Annotated in this window: 23 protein-coding genes; 15 read left to right on the top strand and 8 right to left on the bottom strand. The window is 48.6% G+C overall.

What is annotated here, in order from left to right:
* Positions 1-7: 7 nt before the first annotated feature.
* The 5 genes from G614_RS0107875 to G614_RS0107855 are packed head-to-tail and all read left to right on the top strand — an operon-like array spanning position 8 to position 3,765.
* The gene (locus G614_RS0107875) at positions 8-1,465 is read left to right on the top strand and encodes a hypothetical protein (protein WP_027641535.1); all 1,458 of its coding nucleotides are present in this window, start codon (positions 8-10) and stop codon (positions 1,463-1,465) included.
* A complete protein-coding gene (locus tag G614_RS0107870) occupies positions 1,452-2,087 on the top strand; it encodes a hypothetical protein (RefSeq protein ID WP_027641534.1) in 636 nt (211 codons plus the stop codon). The genes G614_RS0107875 and G614_RS0107870 overlap by 14 nt, the downstream gene beginning before the upstream one ends.
* Positions 2,071-2,430, top strand: a complete 360-nt coding sequence (locus tag G614_RS0107865) for a type IV pilus modification PilV family protein (protein ID WP_027641533.1) — start codon at positions 2,071-2,073, stop codon at positions 2,428-2,430. The genes G614_RS0107870 and G614_RS0107865 overlap by 17 nt, the downstream gene beginning before the upstream one ends.
* Positions 2,431-2,443: 13 nt before the next feature.
* Positions 2,444-2,977, top strand: coding sequence for a prepilin-type N-terminal cleavage/methylation domain-containing protein (locus G614_RS0107860; RefSeq protein ID WP_027641532.1), 534 nt, complete (start codon positions 2,444-2,446; stop codon positions 2,975-2,977).
* Entirely contained in the window at positions 2,974-3,765 is a 792-nt protein-coding gene (locus tag G614_RS0107855) for a hypothetical protein (protein WP_027641531.1), read from the top strand. Before G614_RS0107860 ends, G614_RS0107855 begins: the two co-directional genes overlap by 4 nt.
* A gap of 27 nt (positions 3,766-3,792) precedes the next feature.
* Here the strand turns inward: G614_RS0107855 and G614_RS0107850 are convergent, their stop codons facing one another.
* Positions 3,793-4,548 carry a prepilin peptidase gene (locus G614_RS0107850; protein WP_027641530.1) on the bottom strand — a complete coding sequence of 252 codons (756 nt, stop codon included), beginning with the start codon at positions 4,546-4,548 and terminating at the stop codon, positions 3,793-3,795.
* 72 nt (positions 4,549-4,620) lie between these two features.
* Between G614_RS0107850 and G614_RS0107845 the strand changes: the two genes are divergently transcribed.
* From G614_RS0107845 to G614_RS0107800, 10 genes are all read left to right on the top strand, one after another.
* A complete protein-coding gene (locus tag G614_RS0107845) occupies positions 4,621-6,327 on the top strand; it encodes a GspE/PulE family protein (protein ID WP_027641529.1) in 1,707 nt (568 codons plus the stop codon).
* Positions 6,328-6,366: 39 nt separating this feature from the next.
* Positions 6,367-6,723, top strand: coding sequence for a pilus assembly FimT family protein (locus G614_RS0107840; RefSeq protein WP_027641528.1), 357 nt, complete (start codon positions 6,367-6,369; stop codon positions 6,721-6,723).
* Positions 6,724-6,793: 70 nt separating this feature from the next.
* On the top strand, positions 6,794-7,210 hold the full coding sequence (locus tag G614_RS0107835; protein ID WP_027641527.1) for a type IV pilin protein: 417 nt from the start codon (positions 6,794-6,796) through the stop codon (positions 7,208-7,210).
* A 40-nt stretch (positions 7,211-7,250) separates the two neighbouring features.
* Positions 7,251-8,783, top strand: a complete 1,533-nt coding sequence (gene cls, locus G614_RS0107830) for a cardiolipin synthase (protein WP_027641526.1) — start codon at positions 7,251-7,253, stop codon at positions 8,781-8,783.
* 110 nt (positions 8,784-8,893) lie between these two features.
* Positions 8,894-9,397 carry a putative ABC transporter permease gene (locus G614_RS0107825; RefSeq protein ID WP_027641525.1) on the top strand — a complete coding sequence of 168 codons (504 nt, stop codon included), beginning with the start codon at positions 8,894-8,896 and terminating at the stop codon, positions 9,395-9,397.
* 105 nt (positions 9,398-9,502) lie between these two features.
* Positions 9,503-10,255 carry a lysophospholipid acyltransferase family protein gene (locus tag G614_RS0107820; protein WP_027641524.1) on the top strand — a complete coding sequence of 251 codons (753 nt, stop codon included), beginning with the start codon at positions 9,503-9,505 and terminating at the stop codon, positions 10,253-10,255.
* Between the two features lie 2 nt (positions 10,256-10,257).
* On the top strand, positions 10,258-11,394 hold the full coding sequence (locus G614_RS0107815) for a bifunctional chorismate mutase/prephenate dehydratase (RefSeq protein WP_027641523.1): 1,137 nt from the start codon (positions 10,258-10,260) through the stop codon (positions 11,392-11,394).
* A 15-nt stretch (positions 11,395-11,409) separates the two neighbouring features.
* Positions 11,410-12,678, top strand: coding sequence for an ATP-binding protein (locus G614_RS0107810; protein WP_027641522.1), 1,269 nt, complete (start codon positions 11,410-11,412; stop codon positions 12,676-12,678).
* Positions 12,679-12,790: 112 nt separating this feature from the next.
* Positions 12,791-14,356, top strand: a complete 1,566-nt coding sequence (locus G614_RS0107805; protein WP_027641521.1) for an exopolyphosphatase — start codon at positions 12,791-12,793, stop codon at positions 14,354-14,356.
* A 2-nt stretch (positions 14,357-14,358) separates the two neighbouring features.
* Positions 14,359-16,716, top strand: a complete 2,358-nt coding sequence (locus G614_RS0107800) for an RNA degradosome polyphosphate kinase (RefSeq protein ID WP_027641520.1) — start codon at positions 14,359-14,361, stop codon at positions 16,714-16,716.
* Between the two features lie 139 nt (positions 16,717-16,855).
* On the opposite strand, the gene G614_RS0107795 is transcribed toward G614_RS0107800, so the two are convergent.
* The 7 genes from G614_RS0107795 to G614_RS0107765 all read right to left on the bottom strand — a co-directional run bounded on the left by G614_RS0107795 (position 16,856) and on the right by G614_RS0107765 (position 25,688).
* Positions 16,856-17,296, bottom strand: coding sequence for a helix-turn-helix transcriptional regulator (locus G614_RS0107795; protein WP_027641519.1), 441 nt, complete (start codon positions 17,294-17,296; stop codon positions 16,856-16,858).
* A 218-nt stretch (positions 17,297-17,514) separates the two neighbouring features.
* Entirely contained in the window at positions 17,515-18,879 is a 1,365-nt protein-coding gene (locus tag G614_RS0107790; protein WP_027641518.1) for a sulfatase-like hydrolase/transferase, read from the bottom strand.
* 13 nt (positions 18,880-18,892) lie between these two features.
* Entirely contained in the window at positions 18,893-19,756 is an 864-nt protein-coding gene (locus G614_RS0107785) for a carbohydrate ABC transporter permease (RefSeq protein ID WP_027641517.1), read from the bottom strand.
* A 12-nt stretch (positions 19,757-19,768) separates the two neighbouring features.
* Positions 19,769-20,668, bottom strand: coding sequence for a carbohydrate ABC transporter permease (locus tag G614_RS0107780; RefSeq protein WP_242828031.1), 900 nt, complete (start codon positions 20,666-20,668; stop codon positions 19,769-19,771).
* Positions 20,669-20,807: 139 nt separating this feature from the next.
* Positions 20,808-22,361, bottom strand: a complete 1,554-nt coding sequence (locus G614_RS0107775; RefSeq protein ID WP_242828030.1) for an ABC transporter substrate-binding protein — start codon at positions 22,359-22,361, stop codon at positions 20,808-20,810.
* On the bottom strand, positions 22,358-23,911 hold the full coding sequence (locus tag G614_RS0107770; RefSeq protein ID WP_027641514.1) for a response regulator: 1,554 nt from the start codon (positions 23,909-23,911) through the stop codon (positions 22,358-22,360). Before G614_RS0107770 ends, G614_RS0107775 begins: the two co-directional genes overlap by 4 nt.
* Complete coding sequence (locus G614_RS0107765) at positions 23,889-25,688, bottom strand: sensor histidine kinase (RefSeq protein WP_330366782.1); 1,800 nt, start codon at positions 25,686-25,688, stop codon at positions 23,889-23,891. The genes G614_RS0107770 and G614_RS0107765 overlap by 23 nt, the downstream gene beginning before the upstream one ends.
* Positions 25,689-26,233 lie beyond the last annotated feature (545 nt).

Genomic DNA, 26,233 nt, shown 5'->3' with positions numbered 1-26,233 from the left:
GTAAAAAATGAAATATTACATATGTTTGGAAGAGGACAGGATATGGTATGTCCGCGGCAGGTTTAAACGGTGTCCGGGTTGCGGCAGCCACCGCCGCCTTGAAATAGTGGATTGGGAATTCGTGGAGCCGGTGCCTGATGTGGCATCGGCCCTGACGCGTCTGGCTGAAAAACACGGCATGGAGGGAAAGCGGGTCAATCTGATAGTTGGACGGGATGTGAAGATGAAGAGCTGCACCATTCCAAAGGCAGGAAAGAACGCCATGAAAAGGATGGCAGTCAATGAAATGTCCCTGCTGGACGCAGGCTTTGGGAACCATGCGGTGGCCCTGGATCTGAGGGCGAAAACCGGCAGGACAATGGCTGCTGTTACCGCTTACTATATGGAACAGCGCAGTCTGGATGCGTATAAGAAAGCACTGGAGGACGGGAAAATGATATGCGGCCGTGTCCTGGTCCTGCCTGACTGTATGGCGCTTATGGCCAGGGAACTCTGGCGGGAAGAACGGGTTCTTCTGTTGGATGTGAGCCAGGGCAGCATGGGCTTTTATGTGCTGTCAGGCGGACATTGCCTGGCATGCCGCATGACAGGCCTGAAGGCCGGCTGTTTTTTGCGGGAGGGAGCATTGGACATGCTCTGTGAAGAGATGGCGGAGCAGGTGGAAGGACTGATACAGGACTGCGCCGCAGCGGCAGACATACCTGTCCCGGATTGTATGGTCATCATGACCTCCTGTATTCCTGATGCGGAGGCGGCAGCGGAATATATGTCCGAAAGGTTCAAGATCCCCTGCTGTGTCAGGATGCCGGAACCAGTGGACGCCATATGTCTGGCAGTTTGTGTGGCCGGTTCCCTGGAGGGAAAGAGAAAGGCGCTGGAACTGGAGAAACTGGGATATGGGGATGGGGAGAACTCCCTCCTGGGCCACGGGCCGTTTATGACCAGGGGCTGGGCCTTGTTCCTGCTTGCCAACGGATTGGCTGCCGCAGGCCTGTCCCTTCACGCTGCCTATCTGAACCATGCGGCAGGGAAAGAACTGGCCCGGACAGAGTATGCGATGGAAGGACCGGAGTGCAAGACCCGTGTCCGTGAATCCATGCAGATGGAAGAAAGAATAGGTGAAATGTCGGATGCCTGGGAGAAGACCCGGGCAGCGAAGGCGCTGTTAGCCGGGAAGAATCTGCTGGGCATGGATGGATTCAGGGCATTTACTGAGGCCATGGATCCGGATATGAGGATTGAATCCATTTCCTTTGACGGTAAGGGGCCTTGCCTTCAGATGGTGGTGTCCATGGAGCGCTCTGAGGATGTACCGGCCTATATTAAGCGGGTGGAACATTCAGGGGTTTTCAGGCAGGTAGGACACAGCCTGTGGGAAAAGAGGGCAGAGGACAGGGAGACGGATCGGGTATATGCGACTGTTTACGGAACTCTGGGAACAGGAGGACAGGATGAAGCTCAGTAGCAGGGAGCGGTTTCTCATAGGCGTATTGTTCACCATCATCATCTGGGCTGTGGCGTTGGAAGTATTTATCTGGCCGTGCCGCGCCGGATACCGGAAGTCCAGGGAACTGATGGAAAGTGGGAAGCAGGAAATGGAGGGAATGGAATTTTACCTGAGCCACTATGAGGAGCTGGAGCAGAAGTTAAAGGAGTGGGAAAGTTTAAGGAATAAAGAGGATTTCTTCTACCGGGATATTGATGACACATTCATGGACAGAAGCCTGCAGGCCATGGCAGCCAGGGCAGGGGTTAGCATATGCCGTATGAGTATAGGCGAGGCTGTTGTGGCAGAATTTCCCTATGACACGGAGGTGGATGACCCGGAGGACGTCGGGAAGGAAGCCCCGGAAAACGGGCCGGCCGGCGGGACGGTAAAGGAATCAGTCATTACCATGGAAATAGAATGTCCGGACGCAAAGGGTGTGATGACATTTTCAGATGAAATATACAAGGAACAGAAAAGTGTTCTGGTAAGCTTTATGGATGTGGAAGCTGTGTATGAGAGCGGAGAGGACGGACAGGAAACGTATCAGGGAATGAAAGGAATCGTGGAGGTCAGATATTATTATGAAGAAATCGGATAGCAGGTCATCCAGGGGAGGTTTCTCTCTGATTGAGGTTGTGGTGTCAACTGCCCTCCTGGCAGTTGTCTGTACAGGGTTTCTGATGATGACGGCTGCGAATGCCGGCCAGCTGTCCAGGGAGCAGAGGCTGGAACAGTCTAATTATAGCCTCAGCGCCCGGGCCGGCGAAGGAGAGGGCGACCCTACCGGAGAGACCATTGCGGTGGAGTTCAGCCTGGAGGAAAGAGGCCGGAATGCCGGGAGGTATGGTGATAACCAGGTCCGGGAAATATTTGAACAATATGAAATCACCGAATCGGGGGAGGATACAGGCAACCATATGACATTTTACAGGCACAGATAAAGGCGGGGAGTATATGGCGAAAGGAAGCAGGACAGGGAAGAAAAACAGCGGATTTACATTGATTGAGACAGTGGCGGCACTGTTCACTGCTGCTGTCCTGGCTGTATTTATTTCCGGTTTCATCCATCCGCAGATGAAGCTGTATTACGATTGGGACCGGATTTCCCAGGCAAAGGCAATGTGCAGCGAGGCCTATCGTGGTCTGGAGGAAAAGCTGAGGTACGGCTATGTATTTTTCTGCGATTCCCGGGATACAGGCGTGATATCTTACTATGTAAGGAACAGACAGGAGATTCCGGACCTGGAGGAGGGCGAGTCATATTATGAAGAACTGCCGCCGGTGGAGGACTGGCCGAGTATCTCCGCAGAGGAGCTGGATGTGACAAAAATGGGCGGTATGGAATTAGAGCTGGATTTTAGCGGAACTAAGAATACCAGGGCCAAAGTGAGCATAAAGGTGAAGAAGGACGGGGATGTTATATATGAGCAGGAGGCGGTCATCGGTTCCATGTATGGTTATACCATGGATTGGGAAGGCAGGACATGATGAACAGGGGAAGAACAGAAAGAGAAAATAATGGGAATACCCGTGGAAGCAGCCTGATGTATGTGGTCCTGCTCATGACGCTTTTGGCTGTGCTGTCCGGCGGTTATATGGCTATTTCCCGGTACAATATGAAAGCTGCCCTGAGCAGAAGGCGCTATATGGAGGCCCAGCTCTCCGCCAAGACCATTCACCGTTCATTCTGCGAGGCAGTAAGCAGTGGGGAGTCCCCGGCCATGAACCTGATCTGGCAGAGTTTTCAGGAGGACTGCGACAGGTTAAGGGAAGAATTTGACGCAATGATGGACGAAGAAGATGCAGAGACAGAGGAAGGGAAAGAAAGGGGGCTTAAGGCAGAAGAATCTGATTCGGAGGAAGATATGGCCACAGAGGAAGAAATTCGCTGGGAACGGTATCTGTACCATGCACTTGGAAACAAGAAATATGTGGTCCGTGGAAAGGGAGCTTACGGGGATTCCGGTGTAATGGATGATTCCGCAGCGGATGACCCCGCGGCAGACGGTTTCACGACAGATGACACCGCGGCAGACAGCTCCACAACGATTGACATAACTTTGACAGCGCATCCCCTTAAATCTCTGGCCACGGTCCACACCAGGGTGGAAAGCAGCGGTTATAGCTTTTCCATGATGGCGGACATTGTATTTGATGACCGGGACGGATCGGTGATGGTTATTCGCAGACCGTACCGATCCGGCGGAGGGGACGGCCCGGAAGTGAAAGTTTATCTGAACGGAAACGGCGTATACCGCTATTATGAGGGCGGCTGACCATGAGAAATAGAAGGGCGTCATCCCTTACCGGAATAAGCCCAGATACCACAGGAACAGCTGGCGGAACCAAAGACCGCATATCATCAGGGACACTGCAAAAAACGGGGCCATGGGTATCTGTGTCTTTCGGCCAATCCTTCCCCGCACAAGGGGAACTGCATACCAAAGTCCTGCTGTGACATAGCCCATCAGAAGGGCTGTCATGGCAGGGGCGGCGCCCATCAGCAGACCGCTGGCAGCAAAGAGCTTCACGTCACCCCAGCCAACGCCTCCCCGGCTAAGCAGATTTACAAGAGCCAGGAAACCGCCTGTGAGGAGGGAACCGCTCAGCCGGTTAATAAGGGAGGGGCCGGATCCGGCTGCCAGTGAGATACAGGACAGCAGCAGAATCAGGATATGGATGCCGTCAGGTATATACATGTGCCGTGCGTCTATAAATGCAGCTGTAATGAGAATACCGGAAAACATGCACATAAGGGCTGAACCCATACCTGGCCCTTTTGACAGGAGGCATAGGATGAAGGAAGATGCAGTGAGAAGCTCCACAGCCGGATACTGCATGGAAACAGGTGCCCTGCAATACCGGCACCGGCCCTTTAGGAATAGCCAGGACAGAACGGGAACCATATCGTAAAAAGCCAGCACATGTCCGCAGGCAGGACAGTGGGAACGCCCGGTCACGAAATTTTGGTTTTCAGGTATGCGCAGGATACAGACATTCAGAAAGCTGCCTGTCACTGCGCCTGACAGTCCGTAAAATACAAAATAGATAAAAACCATGGTATTACCTCGCTTCCATCACAATCTGCTGTCTGGCGAAAGTATACCATATGGAAGGGAGAGGAGACAATAGTGCCAGATAAAATACCCATAGAAAACCTGCTGATTGACAGGGGATATCTGACCCGGAGACAGATGGACCGCGTCATGCGTCTTAAGGAGGGAAGGCCGGAACGCTCCATTGAGGAAATACTGACAGAATTCGGTTATGTTACTGAGGCAGCCCTTCTGACCTGTGCAGCTGTCAGGGACCATATGGAGGTGGCGCCTTCCGGCCCTCTCAGGGCTGACCGCAAGGCAGCCGCCGTGATTGAGCCGTCCTTTGCCATGAGGAACCGGATTCTTCCCATGAGATTTGAGGAGGAATGTCTTTTGGTGGCAGCAGCCTATCCGGTGTCTCCCGATGTGCTGGATGAGGTGGCCACCCTGTCCGGCAAGGAGGTCAGGGCTGTGCTAGCACCGGAGAAGGAGCTGAGGAAGGCGCTCAGAAAAGCCTATGGATATGCGCCGGAGCAAGTATACGGAGAGAATGCATATTTCCCAATGGAGACGCCGGGTACGGCACCGGAAGGATCTGGTTCAAAGCTGTCCTTCATGGAGCGGGTGGAAAGCGCTCCTGTGGTGCGCATGGTCAACGCGGTCATCGAGGATGCCTTCCATAAAAATGCCAGTGATATTCATGTGGAGCCGGGAAGGAAAGACCTGGTCATCCGCATCAGAATCAATGGGGACCTGATTGTCCATACTACACTTAAAATGGAATATCACCGTCCCATGATAACCAGGCTTAAGCTGATGGCAGGCATGGACATAGCTGAGAAACGTCTTCCCCAGGATGGAAAATACCATTATGAGCGGGGCGAGGTGTCCACGGACCTGAGAATCTCCACACTGCCCTCCATCTACGGCGAGAAGGCAGTGCTCAGACTGCTGAGAAATGACAGGGATAATTCGCTGATGGATATCAGGCGTCTGGGAATGGAGGAAGAACAGAGAACGGTATTTGAACATATCCTTAAGGCGCCTCACGGCATGGTCCTGGTGACAGGTCCCACCGGAAGCGGAAAGACAACTACCCTGTACGCTGCCCTGAACCGTATGGTGAAAAAGAAAATCAACATAGTCACGGTGGAGGACCCGGTAGAGAAAATCATGGAGGGAATTACACAGGTCCAGGTCAATCCCAAAGCCGGTCTTACATTTGCGTCTGCCCTGCGTTCCATCTTAAGGCAGGACCCGGACGTGATCATGGTAGGTGAAATGAGGGATGAGGAGACAGCGGCCATCGGAGTAAGGGCAGCCATCACAGGGCATCTGGTGCTGTCCACCCTTCATACCAATGACTGCGCTTCTACTATCCACAGACTTCGCAATATGGGAGTTCCTCCTTATATGGCGGCGGCTTCCCTGTCCGGCATCGTGGCCCAGAGACTGGTGAAGCTGCTCTGTCCCAACTGCCGTGAACCGTATGAGCCGGATGGGCGGGAACGCCGGATATTTGCAGAGCGCAGGGCAGATGTTCCAGACAGGCTGTGGAGGTCTGCGGGCTGTCCTCTCTGCGGCGGCACAGGGTATGTCAGAAGGACCGCGGTCTATGAGATGATGGATGTGGATGAACAGATTAAGGCCATGATACTTGACAATGAACCACTTTTGTCCATACGGGAATATCAGGAACAGAAAGGCTCCATGCCTATCAGGAACCATGTCCTGAGGATGGCTGCCCGCGGGGAGACAGACATGGAGGAGGCTGAGAAGATACTGTATTCTGTCCAGTAGGGAGCTGCAATCGTACAAAAGAAAAGAGGAGTCATGATAATGAACATACATATGAAAAAGGGAAAGAAGAGAACCAAAGGATTTACGCTGATGGAACTGATTTGTGTCATTGCCATACTGGGAATACTGGTGGCCCTAGCAGTGCCTTCCTACCGGGGAATCCAGGATAAATCAGCGGAGCAGGTAGCCATATCCAATGCCAGGTCAAACTATACCCTGGGAAAGGCGCAGCAGGACATGATAGATGCGGGCGTAATGAAGATGTCTGAGTCAAAGGAGTACCATTATGACAAAGAGGATAACAGCGCCTACTGGGAAGGCCAGATAAACGGTAAGATCTATAAGGCCTATTATTACGGCGATACCGGGGAGGGCAAGATTGAGTCTGGAAATTAAGCCACATATGTGGTACAATGAGCCATTATCGGCGGCATATGACAGGAAGTGTAAGATGAGGAAAAAGGACATGAAGAAAAAGGGAAATTCCGCATTTACCCTGGTGGAGCTGATTGCAGTGGTTGCAATCCTGTCCATACTGCTGTGCATCGCGGTGCCTAATATGGTGAATTATATTAATGCTGCCCATAAGGCAACGGCAAAAACAGAGGCCCTGATTTGCGTGGATGCGGTACAGCGTTATCTGAATGATGAGAGGGAGAAGGGGAAGCTGAAAGGAGCACAGTTACGCAGGCTCATGAACCTGGACCTCAGTAATTCCGACGGGCCGTTAAAGGACTATTTATCCGGAGGACAGAAGGAGGCCAGAATCATCTCCATGGAGGTGGACTTAGGTACCGGCCGCCTGCTCAGTCTGGGATATGAGAACCGTCACAGCACCGTGAAACTGAACATTGACTATGAAGGGAATATAACGGAAGGCTAGTACGGCAAACGGGTAGGCAAACTAGGAGAGAGGCTGTCAAATGGAAATAATCTGGAGTACGGTATTGACGGTATGGGGATGGCTGCTGGACCATCTGCTGTATATCAATCTGGCATTTTCAATCATTATCATATTTTTTCAGCGCAGGGACCCCAGAAGTGTCTGGACCTGGCTTCTGGCCCTGTATTTCATCCCTGTGTTTGGAATCGTCTTTTACCTGCTCTTTGGCCAGGATATGAAGAAGAGCAGGATGTTCCGCGTAAAGGAAGTCAGCGACAGGCTGAACCTGCCGGTGAAAAGCCAGGAGGATATCATACGCTCCGACGACATCCCGGAGGAAATGATGGACTCCATGTCCAGGGATTTTAAGAGCCTGATTATCTATAACCTGGAGACATCGGGTTCCGTGCTCACCGTGGACAACCAGGTGCAGATATACACGGACGGCCAGGCCAAATTCGAGGCCCTGAGAAATGCCCTGTGCCAGGCCCATCGGTTCATCCACATACAGTACTATATCATCAAGAACGATGAGCTTTTTGACTCCATTGTCCCCATTCTCCTGGAGAAGGTAAGGGAAGGGGTGGAGGTGAGAATCCTGTGTGACGGCATGGGCGGCCGCTTCATGCCAAAGAAGCGGTGGGACCAGATGCGCCGCGCGGGAATTAAGGTGGGAGTATTTTTCCCTCCCTTTTTGGGATGGCTTAACCTGAGGGTGAATTACCGCAACCACCGGAAAATCGTGGTGGTGGACGGTACCACGGGCTTTGTGGGGGGCTTTAATATAGGCCGGGAATATATATCCCGGGACCCCAGGTTCGGCTACTGGCGTGATACCCACCTGGAAATCAAGGGAGAGGCAGCCATCAGCCTTCAGATTCGTTTTGCCCTGGACTGGAACTATGTCACAGGTGAGAATCTGTTTAAGGAAATACGGTATTTTGGGGAGGAAGCAGAGTATGCCAGACGCAGGCTGAACGGCCAGATTCATGCTGTCTGGCCGGACCCGGACCATGTAAGCGAGATGGTCTGCATGCAGATTATCACCAGCGGACCGGACACCAGGGAGCCTCATATACGGAACAATTACCTGGAGCTGTTCCACAAGGCAAAGCACCATATCTATATACAGACCCCCTATTTCATACCGGATGACGCCATTTTCTCCAGTCTTAAGATTGCGGCTCTTTCCGGGGTGGACGTGCGGCTGATGATTCCCTGCAAACCGGACCACCCCTTTGTGTACTGGGCCACATGTTCCTATGCAGGGGAGCTTCTGGACTATGGCGCCAGGATTTATGTGTATGAAAATGGGTTCCTCCACTCCAAGGGCATCATGGTGGACGGAAGGGTGAGCTGCTATGGAACGGCCAATATGGACATACGCAGTTTTGAACTGAATTTTGAGGTCAATGCCACCATCTATGACGAGGAAGTCACCGGCCAGCTGGAAGAGGCGTTTATGAATGACCTGCCCCACTGCAGGGAAATCACAAAGGAGGAGTATAAGGACAGGAACATGTGGATGCGCATTAAGGAGCAGTCCAGCCGTCTTCTGTCCCCGCTTCTGTAGGAGGCCGGCCAGGAGGATTTTGTCAAATCCTGAATCCCGGCACAGGTACCCGGAAAGTTTTGGAAAAGCAGCCGACTGCGAATAGAAGGCTGCTGCCCGGGCCCATACTAATGGCTATGAGAGCGCAAACAGGACAAATCAATCACGTAAATAAAATATATGGATTACTCCTTAATTTCTGCAGATGCGGAATTGCAGGATGGTGTCTGGAGGTCATGTTCACCTCCGTGGATTCCTTTATGGCCGGGGACTGGAGGCTCATAGGCCGGACTTCCCTTATCATGTTTCCCATCTACGGCATGGGGGCCCTCCTGCTTCCCATAAGCCGGTTCATCGACAGCTGGCTCACAGGACTTCCCGGACTGGAGGACGCGGGACAGGACAGACTCAGCCGTGCCGGCCGGAGCATACGCCACGGACTGATTTATATGGTGCTGATTTTCATTGCCGAATATATAACCGGCATGTGGCTTACCGGCATAGGAATCTGCCCATGGGATTACTCCCTGTGGCCTGATAATGTGGGCGGGGTCATACGGCTGAAGTTCGCTCCGCTCTGGTTTATGACAGGCCTTTTGTTTGAATATATCACTAAGCCTAAGGACGGCGATTAAATGACAAACCTGGTTGGAAGGTATTGTATTTAAGCCGTCCTTTTTGATATAATGGAAAATAAATATTTCTTGACTTATAAATAATGATGTATGAAGGAGAAGGCAATGATACGTATCATATTGGTGGCGCTGACTATCGTACTGTACCTGATTTTTTCCATACCGGTACTGGCCGTACTTAAGTTCAGAGCCCAAAAGGACCCTGTGGGAGTGCAGGAAAAGAGTTTCAGCAGGATTCAGGAGATATTCCGCTTCATATTGAAGCTGTCAGGTGTTACATACGAGGTACAGGGGCTGGAGAACATACCGTCGGACCGGGCCGTCCTCTATGTGGGGAACCACAGGAGTTATTTCGATATACTGGTGGGCTATATGACGGTTCCGGGGCTGACCGGGTTTGTGGCCAAGAAGGAGATGTTAAAGATACCCCTTCTGCGCGCCTGGATGCGGAGGGTCAATTGTCTTTTCCTGGACCGTGTGGACATAAAGGAAGGCCTTAAGACCATACTGGAGGGAATCGAGAAGGTAAAATCCGGCGTATCCATATGGATATTCCCGGAGGGTACCCGCAATGAGAACCAGGAGCTGGCAGAGCTTCTGCCGTTCCATGAGGGGAGCCTGAAGATTGCGCAGAAAAGCGGATGCCCTGTCATACCCGTGGCCATCACGGGGACGGCCGAGATATTTGAACAGCACCTGCCTTTCATAAAGCCCAGCCATGTGTGCATACGCTACGGAACACCTATCTATATCAAGGAGCTTCCGGCTGAAAGCCGTAAGTTTCCCGGGGCATATACAAGAGACGTCATATCAGGCATGCTGAAAGACATGAAGGAAGGACAGGAGCAGGAGAAATAACCATGGAGAATCTGGATTTACAGGAAATCAGGGACCAGCTGGATGAGATAGACGCCAGACTGGTGGAACTGTTTGAGAAACGGATGGAGCTGTGCGGCCAGGTGGCCGAGTTTAAGATTGGGTCAGGAAAGGCTGTGTACGATGGGCAGCGGGAAAAGCAGAAGCTGGAAGCAGTGGCTGCCATGGCCCGCAGTGAATTCAGCAAGAAGGGAGTTCATGAGCTTTTCTCGCAGATTATGACCATCAGCCGCAGGCTTCAGTACCGCCTTCTGGCAGAGCATGGCAGGGACGGGGATACCGGCTTTACCATGGTGGACCAGCTGAAGCGGGAAGGCGTGCGGATTGTCTATCAGGGTGTGGAAGGGGCCTACAGCCACAGGGCCGCCCTCCAGTATTTTGGGGAAAATGCCGATGTGTACCACGTCCCGGTATTTGAGGACGCCATGATAGAGGTGGAGGAGGGAAGGGCTGACTACGGAGTGCTTCCCATTGAGAATTCCCTGGCAGGGGCTGTGATTGACAATTACGATAATCTGCTGAAGCATGACATATACATTGTGGCCGAGACAAAGGTGGCTGTGGACCACGCGCTTCTGGGCCTGCCGGAGGCCTCCCTTCAGGACATCAAACGGGTCTATTCCCATCCGCAGGGCCTGATGCAGTGCTCCGGGTATCTGGGCGCCCACAGGCAGTGGAGCCAGATAAGTGTGGAGAACACGGCCGGGGCAGCCAAAAAGGTGCTGGAAGAGGGAGATATATCCCAGGCAGCTGTGGCCAGTCCCACGGCAGGAGCTTTTTACGGCCTGAAGGTCCTGGAGTCCTCCATCAACAACAATAAGAACAATACCACCAGGTTCATCATCGTTGCCAGGACTCCCATGTACCGGAAGGATGCAGGCAAGGTCAGCATATGCTTTGAAGGTTTACATAAGAGCGGCTCCCTGTACAATATGCTGGGAAACTTTATCTACAACGATGTGAACATGCTGATGATAGAATCCCGGCCCATAGAGGGACGCAGCTGGGAATACAGGTTCTTTGTGGATGTGGAGGGGTCGCTCGGCGACCCGGCCATCCGCAACGCGCTGCTGGGAATCTCCGAGGAAGCTGTCAGCATGAGAATTCTGGGAAATTATTAGGGAGGCAGGAAGGCCATGGATATCAAAGATTTAGTAATATACAGGAACCTGGAACACCAGGAGCTGTTCCGGGATATCGCCCATCTGATGGGATACGCGCAGGGAGGGCAGGAGCCTGACGGCGCGTCCTGCGGGGGACGCCTTACGGAGCTGGCTGTTAAGTACGGATTTGAGGGTAACCTCTGGCATTGTTTCCTGGCCTTCTGTCTGGCGAACAATGAGAACGCGTACACCACCACATGTGAGATAACAGGGGCAGCAGGCGGTTCCCTGGATGAACTGGCCAGGGAGGACTGCCGAATCTTCAAGGCCCTGTTTGATTACGATATACGAAACCTTGAACCCTCCGGTCTGTGGGCCCTTATGGAGGATTACAGGCCGGCCAGAAAGGACAGCCGGGTATTCAACCGCCGTGTCAGGGACCGGATTGTGAATCTGGCGGTGCAGTTAGAGGAATCCGCGGATGCAGGGGAGTTCCAGGACCATGTGGTGGAATTCTACAGGGAATTCGGCGTTGGCAAATTCGGGCTCAATAAGGCCTTCCGCATCATTGAGAAGGAGGAAGGGCAGCCTGTTATCATAGACCCCATCATCAATGTGGAGCACATATATTTTAAGGATATTGTGGGCTATGAGCTTCAGAAGCAGAAACTCATAGAGAACACCGAAGCCTTTGTGGAGGGCAAGGAAGCCAACAATGTACTTCTCTTCGGAGATGCAGGTACAGGCAAGTCCTCCAGTGTCAAGGCAGTGCTCAATGAATATTATGGAAGGGGTCTGCGCATCATTGAGGTATATAAGCATCAGTTTAAGGCGCTGTCCGATGTGCTGGAGCAGATTAAGGACAGGAATTATAAGTTCATCATCTATATGGACGACCTTTCCTTTGAGGATTACGAACTTGAGTATAAATATCTGAAGGCGATTTTAGAGGGAGGATTGGGCAAGCGCCCTGGCAACGTACTCATCTATGCCACCTCCAACCGCCGCCACCTTATCCGTGAGAAGTTCAGCGACAAGAGGGAATTGGACGACGAGCTTCACAACAACGACACGGTGCAGGAAAAGCTGTCCCTGGCCGCCAGGTTCGGGGTTACTATTTACTACGGCTCGCCGGATAAGAGGCAGTTTGAAACCATTGTAAAGGCGCTGGCGGAGCGCCATGGCCTGGACATGCCGGAGCAGGAGCTTTTTGCCGAGGCCAACAAGTGGGAACTGAGCCACGGAGGTCTGTCGGGAAGGACAGCGGCCCAGTTCATAACCCATCTGAAGGCAAGGCAGTAGCGTTTACGCAAATTTTACATAATATTTACCGCCTTTCGATGTATGATGGGAGGAGGCCGTTTATAATAACCATGAGTTAACCTATAAGGCAACCGATAAGGAGTTGAAAGAAGTGGCAGTTCGGACATTTGCGGCGATTAATGTGGGTTCATTTGAGCTGGAGCTGGGCATCTATGAGATGTCTTATAAGACAGGAATCCGGCGTATTGACCATGTCCGCCATGTAATAGCTCTTGGAAAAGATACCTACAGCACGGGAAAGATAAGCTATGAGCTGGTGGAGGAGATGTGCCAGGTACTGGAGGAATTTGTCCAGATTATGAAGTCCTATAAGGTAAAGGACTACAGGGCATATGCGACCAGCGCCATGAGGGAGGCGCACAACCGTCAGATTATCCTGGACCAGATTCGGGTGAGGACAGGGCTTACTGTGCGCATCATCAGTAATTCGGAGCAGCGTTTCATCAGTTATAAGGCCATAGCTGCCAAGGCAACGGAATTTAACAAAATCATCCAGAAGGGAACCGCCATCGTGGATGTGGGATTCGGAAGCGCCCAGCTGTCCCTTTTTGACAAGGATTCCCTGGTGACCACCCAGAACCTGCCCCTGGGCACCCTTCGAGTAAGAGGGCTGCTGGACAGGATACCGGCCACGGTGGAGGAACACAAGCAGCACATAGAGGAGATTGTGGACAATGAGCTGTTTACCTTCCGGAAGATGTACCTGAAGGACAGGGAAATCACAAACCTCATTGGTATCGGGGAGAACATACTTTATATCATCAGCAGGCTGGATCTTAAGACCTACGGGGACAAGATTGACGCTGTCGCCATGAATCATTTCTACGACCGCATGTGCCAGATGACAACGGACCAGATTGAGGAGCGCTTCGGGGTCAACAGCGAATACGCCTCCCTGCTCCTGCCGAGCATGGTGGTATACAAACGGATTCTGGAGCTGACCGGCGCAGAGATGTTCTGGGTGCCGGGCATCCGTCTCTGTGACGGCATTGCGGCAGAATATGCCAACGAGAACAAGCTGGTCCGGTTCAGCCACAATTTTGAGAACGACATTCTGGCAGCATCCAGGAACATTGCAAAGCGATATAAGTGCCACACCAGCCATAACCAGGTGCTGGAGCAGTACGCCCTGGGTATTTTTGACAACATGAAGAAATTCCACGGACTGGGACAGCGGGAGCGGCTGATGCTGCAGATAGCGGTGCTGCTCCATGCCTGCGGAAAGTTCATAAGCATAAAGAATTCCAACGAATGCTCCTATAACATCATCATGTCCACGGAAATCATCGGCCTGAGCCATCTGGAGCGTGAAATCATCGCCAATGTGGTGCGATATAACATCCGTGATTTCGACTATGACAAGGTGCAGCTGGAGACCCAGGTACACCAGGAGGAGGACAGCAAAATGAGCCGCAACGCCATCACTATCCTCATTGCCAAGCTGACAGCCATCCTGCGTCTGGCTAATTCCATGGACCGCAGCCACAGGGGAAAGCTGGTGGACTGCCGCATGGCCATCCGGGAAAATGAACTGGTAATCACCACTGGTTATCCCGGGAATATGGCGCTGGAAGCCGCATCCTTTGAGCAGAAGGCGGACTTCTTTGAAGAGATATTCGGCATAAGGCCGGTACTCAGACAGAAAAGGAGGGTGTAGATATGGCAGAATCAGCTGGAAAGCCTCAGGCAGCCAAAACCAAGGCAGAGAAGGCAAAAGTAGAGAAAAATAAAGCGGAGAAATCCCATACGGCAAAAGCGGCTTCGGTAAAGGGCGGCTCATCCAGGCAGAATGCCGGTGGCAGGGCGGACGCTGAAGCCAAGGCAGGCGTTGGGGCCAAGGCAGGAGCTTTAGCCAGGCCGGATTCAGCCCCCATTGATTTTGCCGCGGCCCCTGGGAATTATGTCAACCGCGAGCTGAGCTGGCTGGAATTCAACTACCGTGTTCTCAGCGAATCCAGGGACAAGAGCAACCCTCTTTTTGAGCGCCTTAAGTTCTTAAGCATAACCGCTTCCAATCTGGACGAGTTTTATATGGTCCGGGTTGCTTCCTTAAAGGACATGGTACATGCAAAGTACACCAAGCCCGACATCGCCGGTCTGACGCCCCAGGAACAGCTGGACCGAATCAGCGAGAGGACCCATGAGCTGGTGGAGATGCAGTATTCCACCTATAACCGTTCCCTGGTGCCCACCTTAAGACAGAACGGGCTGCGCATCATAACAGAACATGAGGATATGACCGGGGAAGAAGCGGCATATGCGGACGAGTATTTTAAGAAGAACGTATATCCGGTCCTGACGCCCATGGCCTTTGATTCCTCCAGGCCCTTCCCGCTGATACGGAACAAGACGCTGAACATTGCCGCCCTTTTGAAAAAGAAGAGTGGTGAGGATGAGGAACTGGAATTCGCCATGGTGCAGGTTCCTTCGGTCATTTCCAGGATTGTGGAGCTGCCCAGGGAGATAGACGAGGACGGCAAGGAGCAGAGGGTGGTCATCCTTCTGGAGGAAATCATAGAGCGGAACATGCCTGCATTGTTCCTCAATTATGACATTGTGGCATCCCATCCATTCCGCATCATGAGGAACGCCGACCTTACCATAGACGAGGAGGAGGCCGTGGACCTGCTGGAGGAAATCCAGAAGCAGCTTAAGAAACGTCAGTGGGGCGAGGCCATCCGCCTGGAAATAGAGGACAATGTGGATAAGCGCCTCCTTAAAATCCTCCGAAAGGAATTGTCCATTAACAGCCAGGATATCTTTGAGATTAACGGTCCCCTGGACTTGACATTCCTTATGAAGATGTACGGACTGGAAGGCTTTGAACTGTTCAAGGCGCCCCGGTATGTGCCCCAGCCCGTGCCTGCCCTTATGAATGAGGATGATATATTCACCAATATCAGAAAGGGCGATATCCTGCTCCACCATCCATATCAGAGCTTTGACCCGGTGGTGAACTTTGTGCGCAGCGCGGCAAGGGACCCGGAGGTCCTGGCCATCAAGCAGACCCTGTACCGGGTCAGCGGAAATTCTCCCATTATTGCGGCTCTTGCAGAGGCAGCGGACAATGGAAAGCAGGTGTCGGTGCTGGTGGAGCTGAAAGCCCGTTTTGACGAGGAGAACAATATCAACTGGGCAAAGATGCTTGAGAAGGCAGGATGCCATGTAATATACGGCCTGGTGGGCCTTAAGACCCACAGCAAGATTACCCTGGTGGTAAGGATGGAGGAGGACGGAATCCGCCGCTACGTACATCTGGGCACAGGCAATTACAATGATTCCACAGCCAAGCTCTACACGGACTGCGGCATACTTACCTGCAATCCCCAAATAGGGGAGGACGCCACTGCCGTGTTCAACATGCTGTCCGGTTATTCCGAGCCACTGGCCTGGAATAAGCTGTCCGTGGCGCCCCTGTGGCTCAGGGGAAGGTTCCTGCGAATGATACGCAGGGAGGCGGAACATGCCAGGGCCGGCCGGCCGGCCCACATTATGGCCAAGATGAATTCCCTGTGTGACAAGGAAATCATCACAGCTCTGTATGAGGCGTCCTGCGCGGGAGTCAAGGTGGAAATGATTATCCGCGGCATCTGCTGCCTGAAGGCAGGTGTGCCGGGACTCAGCGAGAACATATCCGTGCGCTCCATTGTAGGCAACTTTCTGGAGCACAGCCGTATCTTTTATTTCTTCAATGACGCAAGCCCGGAGGTATACATGGGCAGCGCGGACTGGATGCCCAGGAACTTAGACCGCCGGGTGGAAATCATGTTCCCGGTGGAGGATGAGGTATTAAGGGAAAAAGTCATCCATATTCTGGAAGTGGAGCTGGAGGACAATGTGAAGGCCCATATCCTGCAGCCGGACGGCAGCTACGAGAAGGAGGATAAGCGGGGCAAGGTCCTGGTCAACTCCCAGGAACAGTTCTGCCGCGAGGCCGTCCTTATGGCTAAGGAGTCCGCAGATGAGGAGGACCCGGCCAGGAGCAGGGTGTTTAAGCCGGTTATGAGCAGTAATTAGGAAACGTTCCGAAAAGAATCGTTTCTAAAAGAATCCCTAGGTCGTGCAAGGCTTGGGGATTCGCTTAATGTAAAAGTAATCCGGCTTATTGTTCAGTACTCTGTTTTTCGCAATCTCCTCCATAAGAGGCAGACAGGCATCAAAGAAAATATTTTTTAAAAGCTTTTCCAAAATATCCTGCATTGGAATATCCGGTTTTTTCTGCAACCTCATAGATCAGAAATTCCGGTGACTGTAAAAGCTTCCTGGCTGCCTGCATCCGGACATCCGTGAGATAAGTGGAAAAATTCACTCCCGTTTCCTTTTTAAACAGGTTGCTTAAGTGGGACGGCGTAATATTTACCAGTTCTGCAATCAGGTTCAGGTCAATATTTTCACTGTAATGAAGCTGCAGGTATTCTTTGATCTTCAGGATTTCGGGGCGTTCACCGGAACGTTTTTCACGGATGAATTCCGTAAACTTTCTGGTAAAGCCGGACAAGACCTGTTCGCAGGAGCGAAGGGTGTTCCGTATCCCGCTTTCACGGATCAGACTGTCTGCATTGCTTTTTGTCAGTATCCGGACAGACTCATCAAACATTGAGAAGGTATCTAAATGTTTCTAAAAATCCTCCTTGGCATCCACTAATCCACTGACAAGCGCTTTAATCAATGTTATAATATCCAGCCAATACTCTTTTCATTTATTTTTTATCAACTGACTATTTCTTTACTCCAACTACAACTTATATATCACACCGTTTTACAACATATAAGCCTCACCGTTTTGCACATATATGTCACACTGATTTCAGCCACCTATTCCCACGGCAGGATAACCGGGGCCTCCTCGCCCGCTTTCACCATCTCTTCAACAAGCTGTGAAGCCAGCTCCTCACGTACCGTCGAATATGCAGGGCTTTTTACCAGGTTATTCAATTCATATGGATCTTTTTTCAAATCATAGAGAAAGTCTTCTACATAGATGCTGCTGCTCCCATCGGCCCATCCGTCGGAATCCGGAGCGCAGACACTGTATAAATATTTCTCAGTCCGTATACACCGCCCCATACGGCTCTCACTAATCTGCGCAAATATTCTGTTTGTTCTTCCTGAAGTCAGCCCGTCTGCAACCGTCTTCAAATCCTCTCCAATCATCCTGTCCCCTACATCTACTCTCGCCATAGCGAGAAAAGTCTTTGGCAGGCTGCAGGTGCTCACCAACTCAGGAACCCTTTTTCCACCATGAAAGCCGGGACCAGAGATAACCAGCGGTACTTTCAGACAGGCGGAATGACAGGACCTCTTATAATCATCACAGCCTGTCATGTGCTCATCTTTATTTCTGGTCTTAAAATGAGAGCCGTGGTCCGAGGCATAAACCCAGATTGTATTGTCATAAAGCCCCTTTTCCTTAATTTTTTCAATCAGGCGTCCGAGGTTATCGTCCAGACTTTTGCAGCACCCCAGATAATCCGGATACATTTCCCGCGCATCACCCTCAAGGGCTGCAAGGTCTCCCGGCAATTCAAAATCACAATACCGTTCTTTTGAGCCAGCCGGCCCTTCGTAACGCCCATGGTCATTCTGATGATGCGGTTCAATATGGGAAATTGTCATAAAAAACGGTTTCTCACCTGTATACTGGTCCAGGTACTCAAGTGCATAATCAGTAATGCAGTCAACACGATACCCGTCAAAGGCATGTTTCTTCATATTTTCATCGAATACATATCCCCCATATCCATGAGATGTAGCTTCCAGCACATCTGCTGCACGCCAGAATCCGCGATATCCCCCACGCCTCTCAAGCGGGATGGCGCAGCTTTCATAATCCGCAATCGGAGGGGCATCATATGAAGTTCTCTCACTGGCAAGATGCCACTTTCCAATATATGCCGTTTCATATCCCGCTTCATAAAAATAATCGGCAAGAGTTTTGACATTTGACGGCAGCGGCAGCGCATTCCGATAACAATTAATATCTGTCGGCCATTTCCCACTTTGGAAGATAGCCCTGCAAGGTCCGCAGACCGGCTGCGCAGTATAGGCTTCTTCAAACAGAACCCCTTCACCGGCAAGCCTGTCAAGATTTGGGCTGATGTCAAGCCGTTGTCCATAGCACCCTAATGTATCCGCTCTCTGCTGGTCCGGAAAATAAAAGATAATATTTGGTTTGTTCATAATACCTCCTCGTCTACTTCAGTCCTGATGTAACAATTCCCTGTACAAAATACTTCTGTGCAAATAAGAATAAAAGTATCATAGGCAAAACAATCAGTACCGCTATAGCCATCATCTGATTCCATTGGATTGTAGTCTCCGTTTTGAACATGGTCAGGGCAAGCTGAACCGTTTTGTGACTTTCTGAGTTCGTCATGACAAGTGGCCACAGATAATCATTCCACACCGCCACACCTTTCATTAATGCAAGTGTAGCAAGTATTGCCTTAGAGTTCGGCAGGTATATCAGGAAAAAGGTTTTCCATTTTCCGGCTCCATCAATCTCTGCTGCCTCGTCCAACGATTTGGGGAAATTCTCATAAAACTGCTTACATAAGAAAATACCATAAGAACCCGAAACAAGTGGAATAATCAAGCCTGCAAATGTATTGATAAGTCCCGTGCCTCCCTGTCCCAAAATATTATTTCCTCCTGCAAAAGGAAATTTAGCCATAATCAGGAATGTAGGAAGTATAGTTACCTGTGCCGGCATCATAAGCCCAATCATCAGAAGGCTAAACAGCACCTTCGACCCTTTGAATTTCAGTCTTGCAAACGCATAACCTGCAATGGAATTAAATAATAAGGAAAAAACTACTGCAGATATCGTAATAATCAACGAATTCCGAAAATATAAGAGCCAATTTCCACTTCCCAGTGCATCGATATAGTTCACCAGAGAAAAATGTTCCGGTATAAGGTGGAATACCGAGGATTTAATTTCTTCCATGGATTTGAACGAGGTAACAAACATCATAATAACCGGCGTAAGCATGACCAGTGAGACGGCTGTCATGGCAACAGCCCAAATTCCGTGATATATTTTTCTGTGTTTCATCTTAAAACCTCCTTATGATACGTCAACATCCTGTCCACCGCTTCCAAACTTGAATACCAATATAGTAATCAGAATTGAAAACAACAACAGGACTACAGACATTGCGCCTGCATACCCCATCTTGAACTCCAGAAAACCTCTTCTGTAAATCTGATGAACAATGGTAGTCGTCCTGTTTAGCGGACCTCCGCTGGTCATAATATTAATCTGCTCAAATACAGAAAAACTGTTCACAATTCCTGTTACCAACAGGAAAAATGTAGTAGGCTTAAGCATTGGCCATGTAATATGTAAGAATTTTTTTATAAAACCCGCTCCATCCAACGACGCCGCTTCATAAAGCGAATCCGGTATAGACGTCAAGCCCGAAAGGAAAATAACCATGGAATAACCACAGTTTTTCCAAATACCCATCAGGATTACACAGGGCATTGCCAGTTTCGGATCCTGCAGCCATTGCTGCACAGAAGAACCAAATGCTTTTAGAACCATGTTAAGCAGACCATATGTCGGGTCATAAATCCACAGCCAAACCATTGACATACACACCATAGACATAACATTCGGCAGATAAAACGCTGTACGGAAAAAAGGAATCATTCTTGACCTTCTATAAAGCATTATAGCAAAAAACAGGCCAATCGCAAGCTGTGGAAACAATGTAAATACAGTATAAAACAGTGTATTCCTGACTGAAATCAGGAAATCCCCATCCTGAAATAAGTTAAGATAATTTTTAAATCCTACAAACTCCGGAACGGAATACAAGTTAAAATTCGTCAGGCTGTAATAAATAACAAATCCAATAGGAACAAGTATAAAAACGGCAAATACAAAATAAGCTGGAAAAATCATAGCATAAGCGCATTTATCATACTTTGTTTTACTTTTCATTTTTTCCGGTTTATTCACAATTACCCTCCTCCTTCATGTTAATATTATGATGTTGGGGTCAAAAGGTATTTTGACCCCTATGATACACGGATTGCTTCGCATTTCATGCTCTCGCAATCCTGGTATCATATTATGTTTTTATTGCCTATACTCGGCCTTATAGATTATCTACCTCTTTCTGGATTTTTTTCGCTCCGTCATTCATGGATTTCCCAGGCTCATCCACTCCATACATAATCTTTTCCATGGATTCATTCACGATATTGTATACGGAATTCGCATATGGGACTTTCGGTGAACCGTTCCCACAACTGATGGACTCATAAATAACCTGATTAATTTCCGGGTTTTCGGCAATGAATTTATCTTTCAGAGATTCCCTCAACGGCGCACTTCCAAGTTCTTCATACCGCTTCCACATATTCTCGGGGCTGGATATATATTCCATAAAACGCCAAACTTCTTCTTTATGTTCTGTTTCACCGCTCATAAACAGAAAGCTCATGCCACAGAACGTTGCCTGCTTTTTATTTTTTAATGGAGATGCCATAGCAATCTTATCTTTCAAAGCTCCGCTGTTCCATGTCTGGAAATCCTGATCGCTCCCGAATGTCATCGCTGCAAGTCCGGTACTAAACGGATTCTGGTCGCTGTTTGTACTGTCCCACTGAACAACGCCCAACTCTTTGAGCTTAAGCATATATTCTGCTGCCTCTACCGCCTCCGGGGTGTTAATCAAAATGGAGTTGTCATCTTCATCTACCAGATTCTTCACTCCATTTTCTTCTGCAAAAATAGAGAACCACTGATGCATATTTGAACCGGACGTAGGAATACCCATGCCGGTCTGCACGACGCTGTCTCCGTCCTTCTTGACCAGTTTTTCATGTGCTGCAAGAAGTTCATCCCAGTTAGATGGCGGATTCTCTGAATTCAGCCCCGCCTCTTCAAACATTTCCTTGTTATATATCAGCACACGGGGATCCGCAAATACCGGAAGACCATAGAGTGAATCATTGATTGTCCCCAGTTTCAAGGCGTTTTCCATAAAATCATCTTTGCCTTCCCATAAATCTACATACTTATCCAGCGATTCATACTGGCCCAACGGGACTCTCGTTCCCATAGACGCCATTGTAAAATTAATAATATCCGGTGCAGTACCGGAGGCAAATCCAGTATTCAGTTTTGTCTCAAAATCATCGCCATAAGGACATTCCTGATATTCGATATCAATATCCGGGTTCTCTGCCTCAAAGCCTTCAATCATTTCCTGCCAGTAATTCTTTTTTGCCTTCTCTGTCCCTGCCCTTAAAAACACAAGTTTAGTCACTTTGCCATCTGTGTCCTGCGCAGAGGAATCCTCCGCAGATGATACGAGTTCTTCATTTCCGTTATTACCGCAGCCAGTAGTTCCAAGTACCGCAGATACACCAATGACCGCCGCGCATAACATTGCCATTTTTTTCTTCATAAAAAAACCTCCTTCACCGTAATGATAAAAATATAATAAAAAAAATGGAGTGCTGATACCATGTTTCAGATTCATATATCTTTGCACACCATTTTCATTTTCCATTATTTTTATTTTATCTATACTGGTCTTTTTAATAATTTGTATATTTTCATGCTTATTTTGCACAATTTTTAACTTCCAGCCCTCTTTCTGATAATACTTTGGAATATCTCCAATCCACTTTCCCGAAATCATTCAAGCTTTCTATATTCCAAGGGTGACATCTCATAGCGTTCTTTGAATACCCTGCTAAAATGAGCAGCATCAAAAAAGCCAGTCCGTTCCGCTATTTCATTAATCTGAAGTTTCGTTGTTCTCAATAAGCGGCAGGAATTCTCCAGCCGGATTCTCTGAAGATAATCGCTGAACCTTTCGCCCGTCTCTTTTTTAAACAGCACAGAAAGATATGTCCTGCTTAAGTGAACCGAATTCGCAATATCCTCCATAACAATCCTTTCCTGATAATGATGCTCAATATAATTTACCACATCCCGTATCTGGGAAGAGTACCGATTCCCTACACACTTTTTCTGAAAAACATCGCACAGGTATTTTCTTGCCTTCTGCATCCTCTGGTTTAATTCATAAAATGTATGTATATTTTCTCCCAGAAGCAATTCAATGCTCCCAATTGCTTTCTTTTCTTCTTCCTCCAACTCCTGACGCCAGAGTCTGTGCATAAATACTGTGAGCAGTTCATTGCACAGTGCCTTCACATAAGTCGGGGGCAGAAAATCGGCGTGTCCAATCTGTTCCAGTAATTCACCTGACTTTTCTTCTGCCTCACTGCATTTTTCTTTATCCAGAAGCTCTGATAACTCTTTAATTGCATCGCTAAAATACAGTTCCTCTTCATTATCCTCCTTATTCACCCGCATTTCATCATACAACTGACACCCCGGTATGTCAAAAAAGCGCCTGTTATCTTTTGCAAGCGATGCCTGACGGCACAGCGAGTTAAGCTTGGACAACCCATCCTTCCTGACACTTATTCCGATGTACAATTTCATGCCCAAATGGACCTGTAGGATATGAAATAACTCCTCCGCCAGATTACGCCGGGTCCATTCATTCCGGTGATTATAAAGAATCATAAATTCCTGAGAATCGCTCTGGTAAAAATACCAGCATATATGTTTTTCCTCAAAAAAAATTTCAAATAAGTCTTTCGATTTTTCAATATTCTTTCCGGTTTCAAAATAAATACTCATTGCAGTCAGATTCTTCGCTTCAAGCATAATCTTATTACTCAGCAGCAGGCCTGAGATTTCCTCTTCTGTCATGACAGCGTTTTTATCCATAAGGCTTCTGAGTATTTCCTGCTGCTTTTCTGATTGGAAGACGCCCTGGGCGCTGTCACTGCCTTCTGTGGCAAGGTAACTTTGGGCATCTTTCAGGATTCTCTTCAATTCGCTCTGGGTAATCTCCGGTTTTAGTAGGAACTCGTGAACCCCAAGCTTAATTGCCTCTCTGGCATATTGGAATTCATCATATGCGCTCAAAATGACTTTATATGGATGCATATCCAATCGCAGAATATTTTTAAGGAACTCCATACCATCCATCGTGGACATACGGATATCCGTGAAGATAACATCCACACTTTCCTTTTTGCAGTATTCAAATGCCTGACGCCCATTAGAAAATACTCCTACTACAGAATAATCAGCACTGATATCTTCTACTTTTTTCTTAATCCATTGTCTGGTTATACTTTCATCATCAATAATTAATATCTTTACCATACCGCTCTCCTGCTACTATTTCCTCTCCGGCTTCTCCCTTGTCAAGCACCGGTATACGCATCGTTACACATATTCCTCCATCCTGTACATTCTCAACTGCCATTCCATATTCTTTGCCAAAAATGAGCTGCAGACGTTCCTGCACATTTTTCACGCCAATCCCGCTGACTTGGTCTTTCCGTGTGATTTCCAGGGAATCCATAAGCAGCTTACGGATTTCTTCCGCATTACCACCAACCCCATTATCTGTCACCGTAATAAACAGTTCCCCGTTTTCTGCATAAGCATTGACTGTAATATGTCCCATATCCTCCTTGCCGCTGAATCCGTGAGAAATAGAATTTTCCACCAGCGGCTGAACGGAAATCCTTGGAATCCTGCATTCCCTTGCATCATCGGATACCTGAATTTCCCATTCAAAAGTATCCTGATAACGGTTACTCATAAGAATCAAATAGTTCTCCAGATTCTGCATTTCCTCACGGACTGTTATCAGCTCACGATAGTCTGAAAAAGTCCTCCGCAGAAGTTTTCCAAGTGCCAACAGGGATTCTCCGGCTTTTTCTTCCATCCCCATTTCCAACAGAAACCGGATAGATGCCAGAGTATTATACAGAAAATGAGGATTAATCTGAGCCTGTAACGCCTGTAATTCAAGCACCCGCTTCTCTTCATCTTTTGCTTTTAACTGCGCTATAAGCTCTTCAATCTTATCAATCATTTCGTTAAACTGAAAACTCAGTTCCTTGAATTCGTCTATGTCCGAAAGTTCCGTACGCACACTCAAATCCCCTTTATAGACCATCCGCATATCCTGTTTCAGTTTTTTAACCGGACGGCTGATATATCTGGAATTATACACCGACATGAATATCGCAAGCAACGTTTCAATTACGGTCGCAGCTATGATGCAGACATATCCTTTATTCTGACTCCATACCAGATTCTGCCGTTCCTCGTACATCACGACCCGCCAGCCTGTAGAAGGATTTGTGACATAATACACCTGAGAGGGAAGTGAATTACTGGTACTCTGAAAGTATCCATGGTCGTATCCCTTCAGCTTGGACAGATAACTTTCATTTATAATCTTTTTCCCAACCAATTCTCTGTTTGTGCTTCCGATAATCCGGCCATCTGTATTCATTATAAATACATCCTGTTTATCATTTTCCACTCCTTCGCCAAGCAGTTCTTCCAGCGTTTCATAGGGTACGCTTACGTCCATCATCCCAATAATTCTTCCGCTATTGAAATTCCTCATTAACCTTGCAATTCTGAATGCACTGGAATCGTCAAATTTTGTAAACTCTTTGCTTTCATATGTAGGGATATAGCATACACTATTTTTCTCTTTCAGGACGCCATACCATGCTTCCTTCTTCAGCTTTTCAAGATTCGGAAATTCAACCGTCACCTGTCCCCCGTCTTCTTCCGTCGAATAATTGCAGTCATTTTCCCCTATAATTTCCAGATTATACCTTCCGTTGGCATAAAGACGCCTATTCTCGCGTAAATAATCCCGGACTTTCTGTTTCGTCTGTATTTTTTCATATTCATTGCCAAAACTGATGGTTGAGATAAGCCTGTTCATCTCAAAGTCGCTGTAAAAACTCTCTGAATATGCAATACCATTGTACAGATAATTTTCCAGATTACTGTTAATCTGATTTAAAACCACCATTTTTGACTGATTCAGCCTTCTGTTTCCCTCTGTATTAATAAATGATACGATACTGACAGAAAGGAGCAGACAAGGGATAACAAACAAAAACATATTAGTAATAAGAATTTTGCGTTGTAACTTAATCGAATGATTTTTCCTCTTCCTCATATTTCCATATTCCTCACCGTCAGAGTTTGTATCCTCTTTGTGTCCTATCTGCATTCGGACAGACTCTCTTCTCTCCGTCTGCTGTATTTTTTTATTATATCTTATTAATCAAGGAAACGTCAACGATACGTTCCTGAAAGGATGAAGTAAATGAATTGTCAGTTGACATGAAAAAGACTGCTCCTAAGAAGATATAACTTTAGACTTGTTTTCTCAATCATACAACTGGCTTTTCTTTTTGGCAAGATTATATATTCCCAATCTGTTCCCGAATGGCAAGGATCTTCCGTACTGTGGAAGTCCCTGATAGCGTTCCATGCAGAGCCTCCGCATACCGTTGGACCTCCCTTTGCTTCTCTGTATACCGTTTCCGCTGCGACTCTTCAATCACCCCATCTGTCCCTGTTGACACAGCGCTCGCCATCTCCAGTTCTCTACGGTAATTTACCAAGTCGATTACTTTTTCCCTTCCATAGTTCCGGATAAAA

Origin of the sequence: [Clostridium] clostridioforme AGR2157, from assembly GCF_000424325.1 — a bacterium.
In the GTDB taxonomy this organism is placed as follows: domain Bacteria; phylum Bacillota; class Clostridia; order Lachnospirales; family Lachnospiraceae; genus Enterocloster; species Enterocloster clostridioformis_A.
This window is presented reverse-complemented; position numbering and strand designations above follow the sequence as displayed.

Bases quoted from the DNA above. Each gene is read 5' to 3' on its own strand.
- G614_RS0107875 (WP_027641535.1), top strand. From the start codon at position 8: ATGAAATATTACATATGTTTGGAAGAGGACAGGATATGGTATGTCCGC.
- G614_RS0107870 (WP_027641534.1), top strand. From the start codon at position 1,452: ATGAAGCTCAGTAGCAGGGAGCGGTTTCTCATAGGCGTATTGTTCACC.
- G614_RS0107865 (WP_027641533.1), top strand. From the start codon at position 2,071: ATGAAGAAATCGGATAGCAGGTCATCCAGGGGAGGTTTCTCTCTGATT.
- G614_RS0107860 (WP_027641532.1), top strand. From the start codon at position 2,444: ATGGCGAAAGGAAGCAGGACAGGGAAGAAAAACAGCGGATTTACATTG.
- G614_RS0107855 (WP_027641531.1), top strand. From the start codon at position 2,974: ATGATGAACAGGGGAAGAACAGAAAGAGAAAATAATGGGAATACCCGT.
- G614_RS0107850 (WP_027641530.1), bottom strand. From the start codon at position 4,548: ATGGTTTTTATCTATTTTGTATTTTACGGACTGTCAGGCGCAGTGACA.
- G614_RS0107840 (WP_027641528.1), top strand. From the start codon at position 6,367: ATGAACATACATATGAAAAAGGGAAAGAAGAGAACCAAAGGATTTACG.
- G614_RS0107835 (WP_027641527.1), top strand. From the start codon at position 6,794: ATGAAGAAAAAGGGAAATTCCGCATTTACCCTGGTGGAGCTGATTGCA.
- cls (WP_027641526.1), top strand. From the start codon at position 7,251: ATGGAAATAATCTGGAGTACGGTATTGACGGTATGGGGATGGCTGCTG.
- G614_RS0107825 (WP_027641525.1), top strand. From the start codon at position 8,894: ATGGCTATGAGAGCGCAAACAGGACAAATCAATCACGTAAATAAAATA.
- G614_RS0107820 (WP_027641524.1), top strand. From the start codon at position 9,503: ATGATACGTATCATATTGGTGGCGCTGACTATCGTACTGTACCTGATT.
- G614_RS0107815 (WP_027641523.1), top strand. From the start codon at position 10,258: ATGGAGAATCTGGATTTACAGGAAATCAGGGACCAGCTGGATGAGATA.
- G614_RS0107810 (WP_027641522.1), top strand. From the start codon at position 11,410: ATGGATATCAAAGATTTAGTAATATACAGGAACCTGGAACACCAGGAG.
- G614_RS0107800 (WP_027641520.1), top strand. From the start codon at position 14,359: ATGGCAGAATCAGCTGGAAAGCCTCAGGCAGCCAAAACCAAGGCAGAG.
- G614_RS0107795 (WP_027641519.1), bottom strand. From the start codon at position 17,296: ATGTTTGATGAGTCTGTCCGGATACTGACAAAAAGCAATGCAGACAGT.
- G614_RS0107790 (WP_027641518.1), bottom strand. From the start codon at position 18,879: ATGAACAAACCAAATATTATCTTTTATTTTCCGGACCAGCAGAGAGCG.
- G614_RS0107785 (WP_027641517.1), bottom strand. From the start codon at position 19,756: ATGAAACACAGAAAAATATATCACGGAATTTGGGCTGTTGCCATGACA.
- G614_RS0107775 (WP_242828030.1), bottom strand. From the start codon at position 22,361: ATGATTTCGGGAAAGTGGATTGGAGATATTCCAAAGTATTATCAGAAA.
- G614_RS0107770 (WP_027641514.1), bottom strand. From the start codon at position 23,911: ATGGTAAAGATATTAATTATTGATGATGAAAGTATAACCAGACAATGG.
- G614_RS0107765 (WP_330366782.1), bottom strand. From the start codon at position 25,688: ATGTTTTTGTTTGTTATCCCTTGTCTGCTCCTTTCTGTCAGTATCGTA.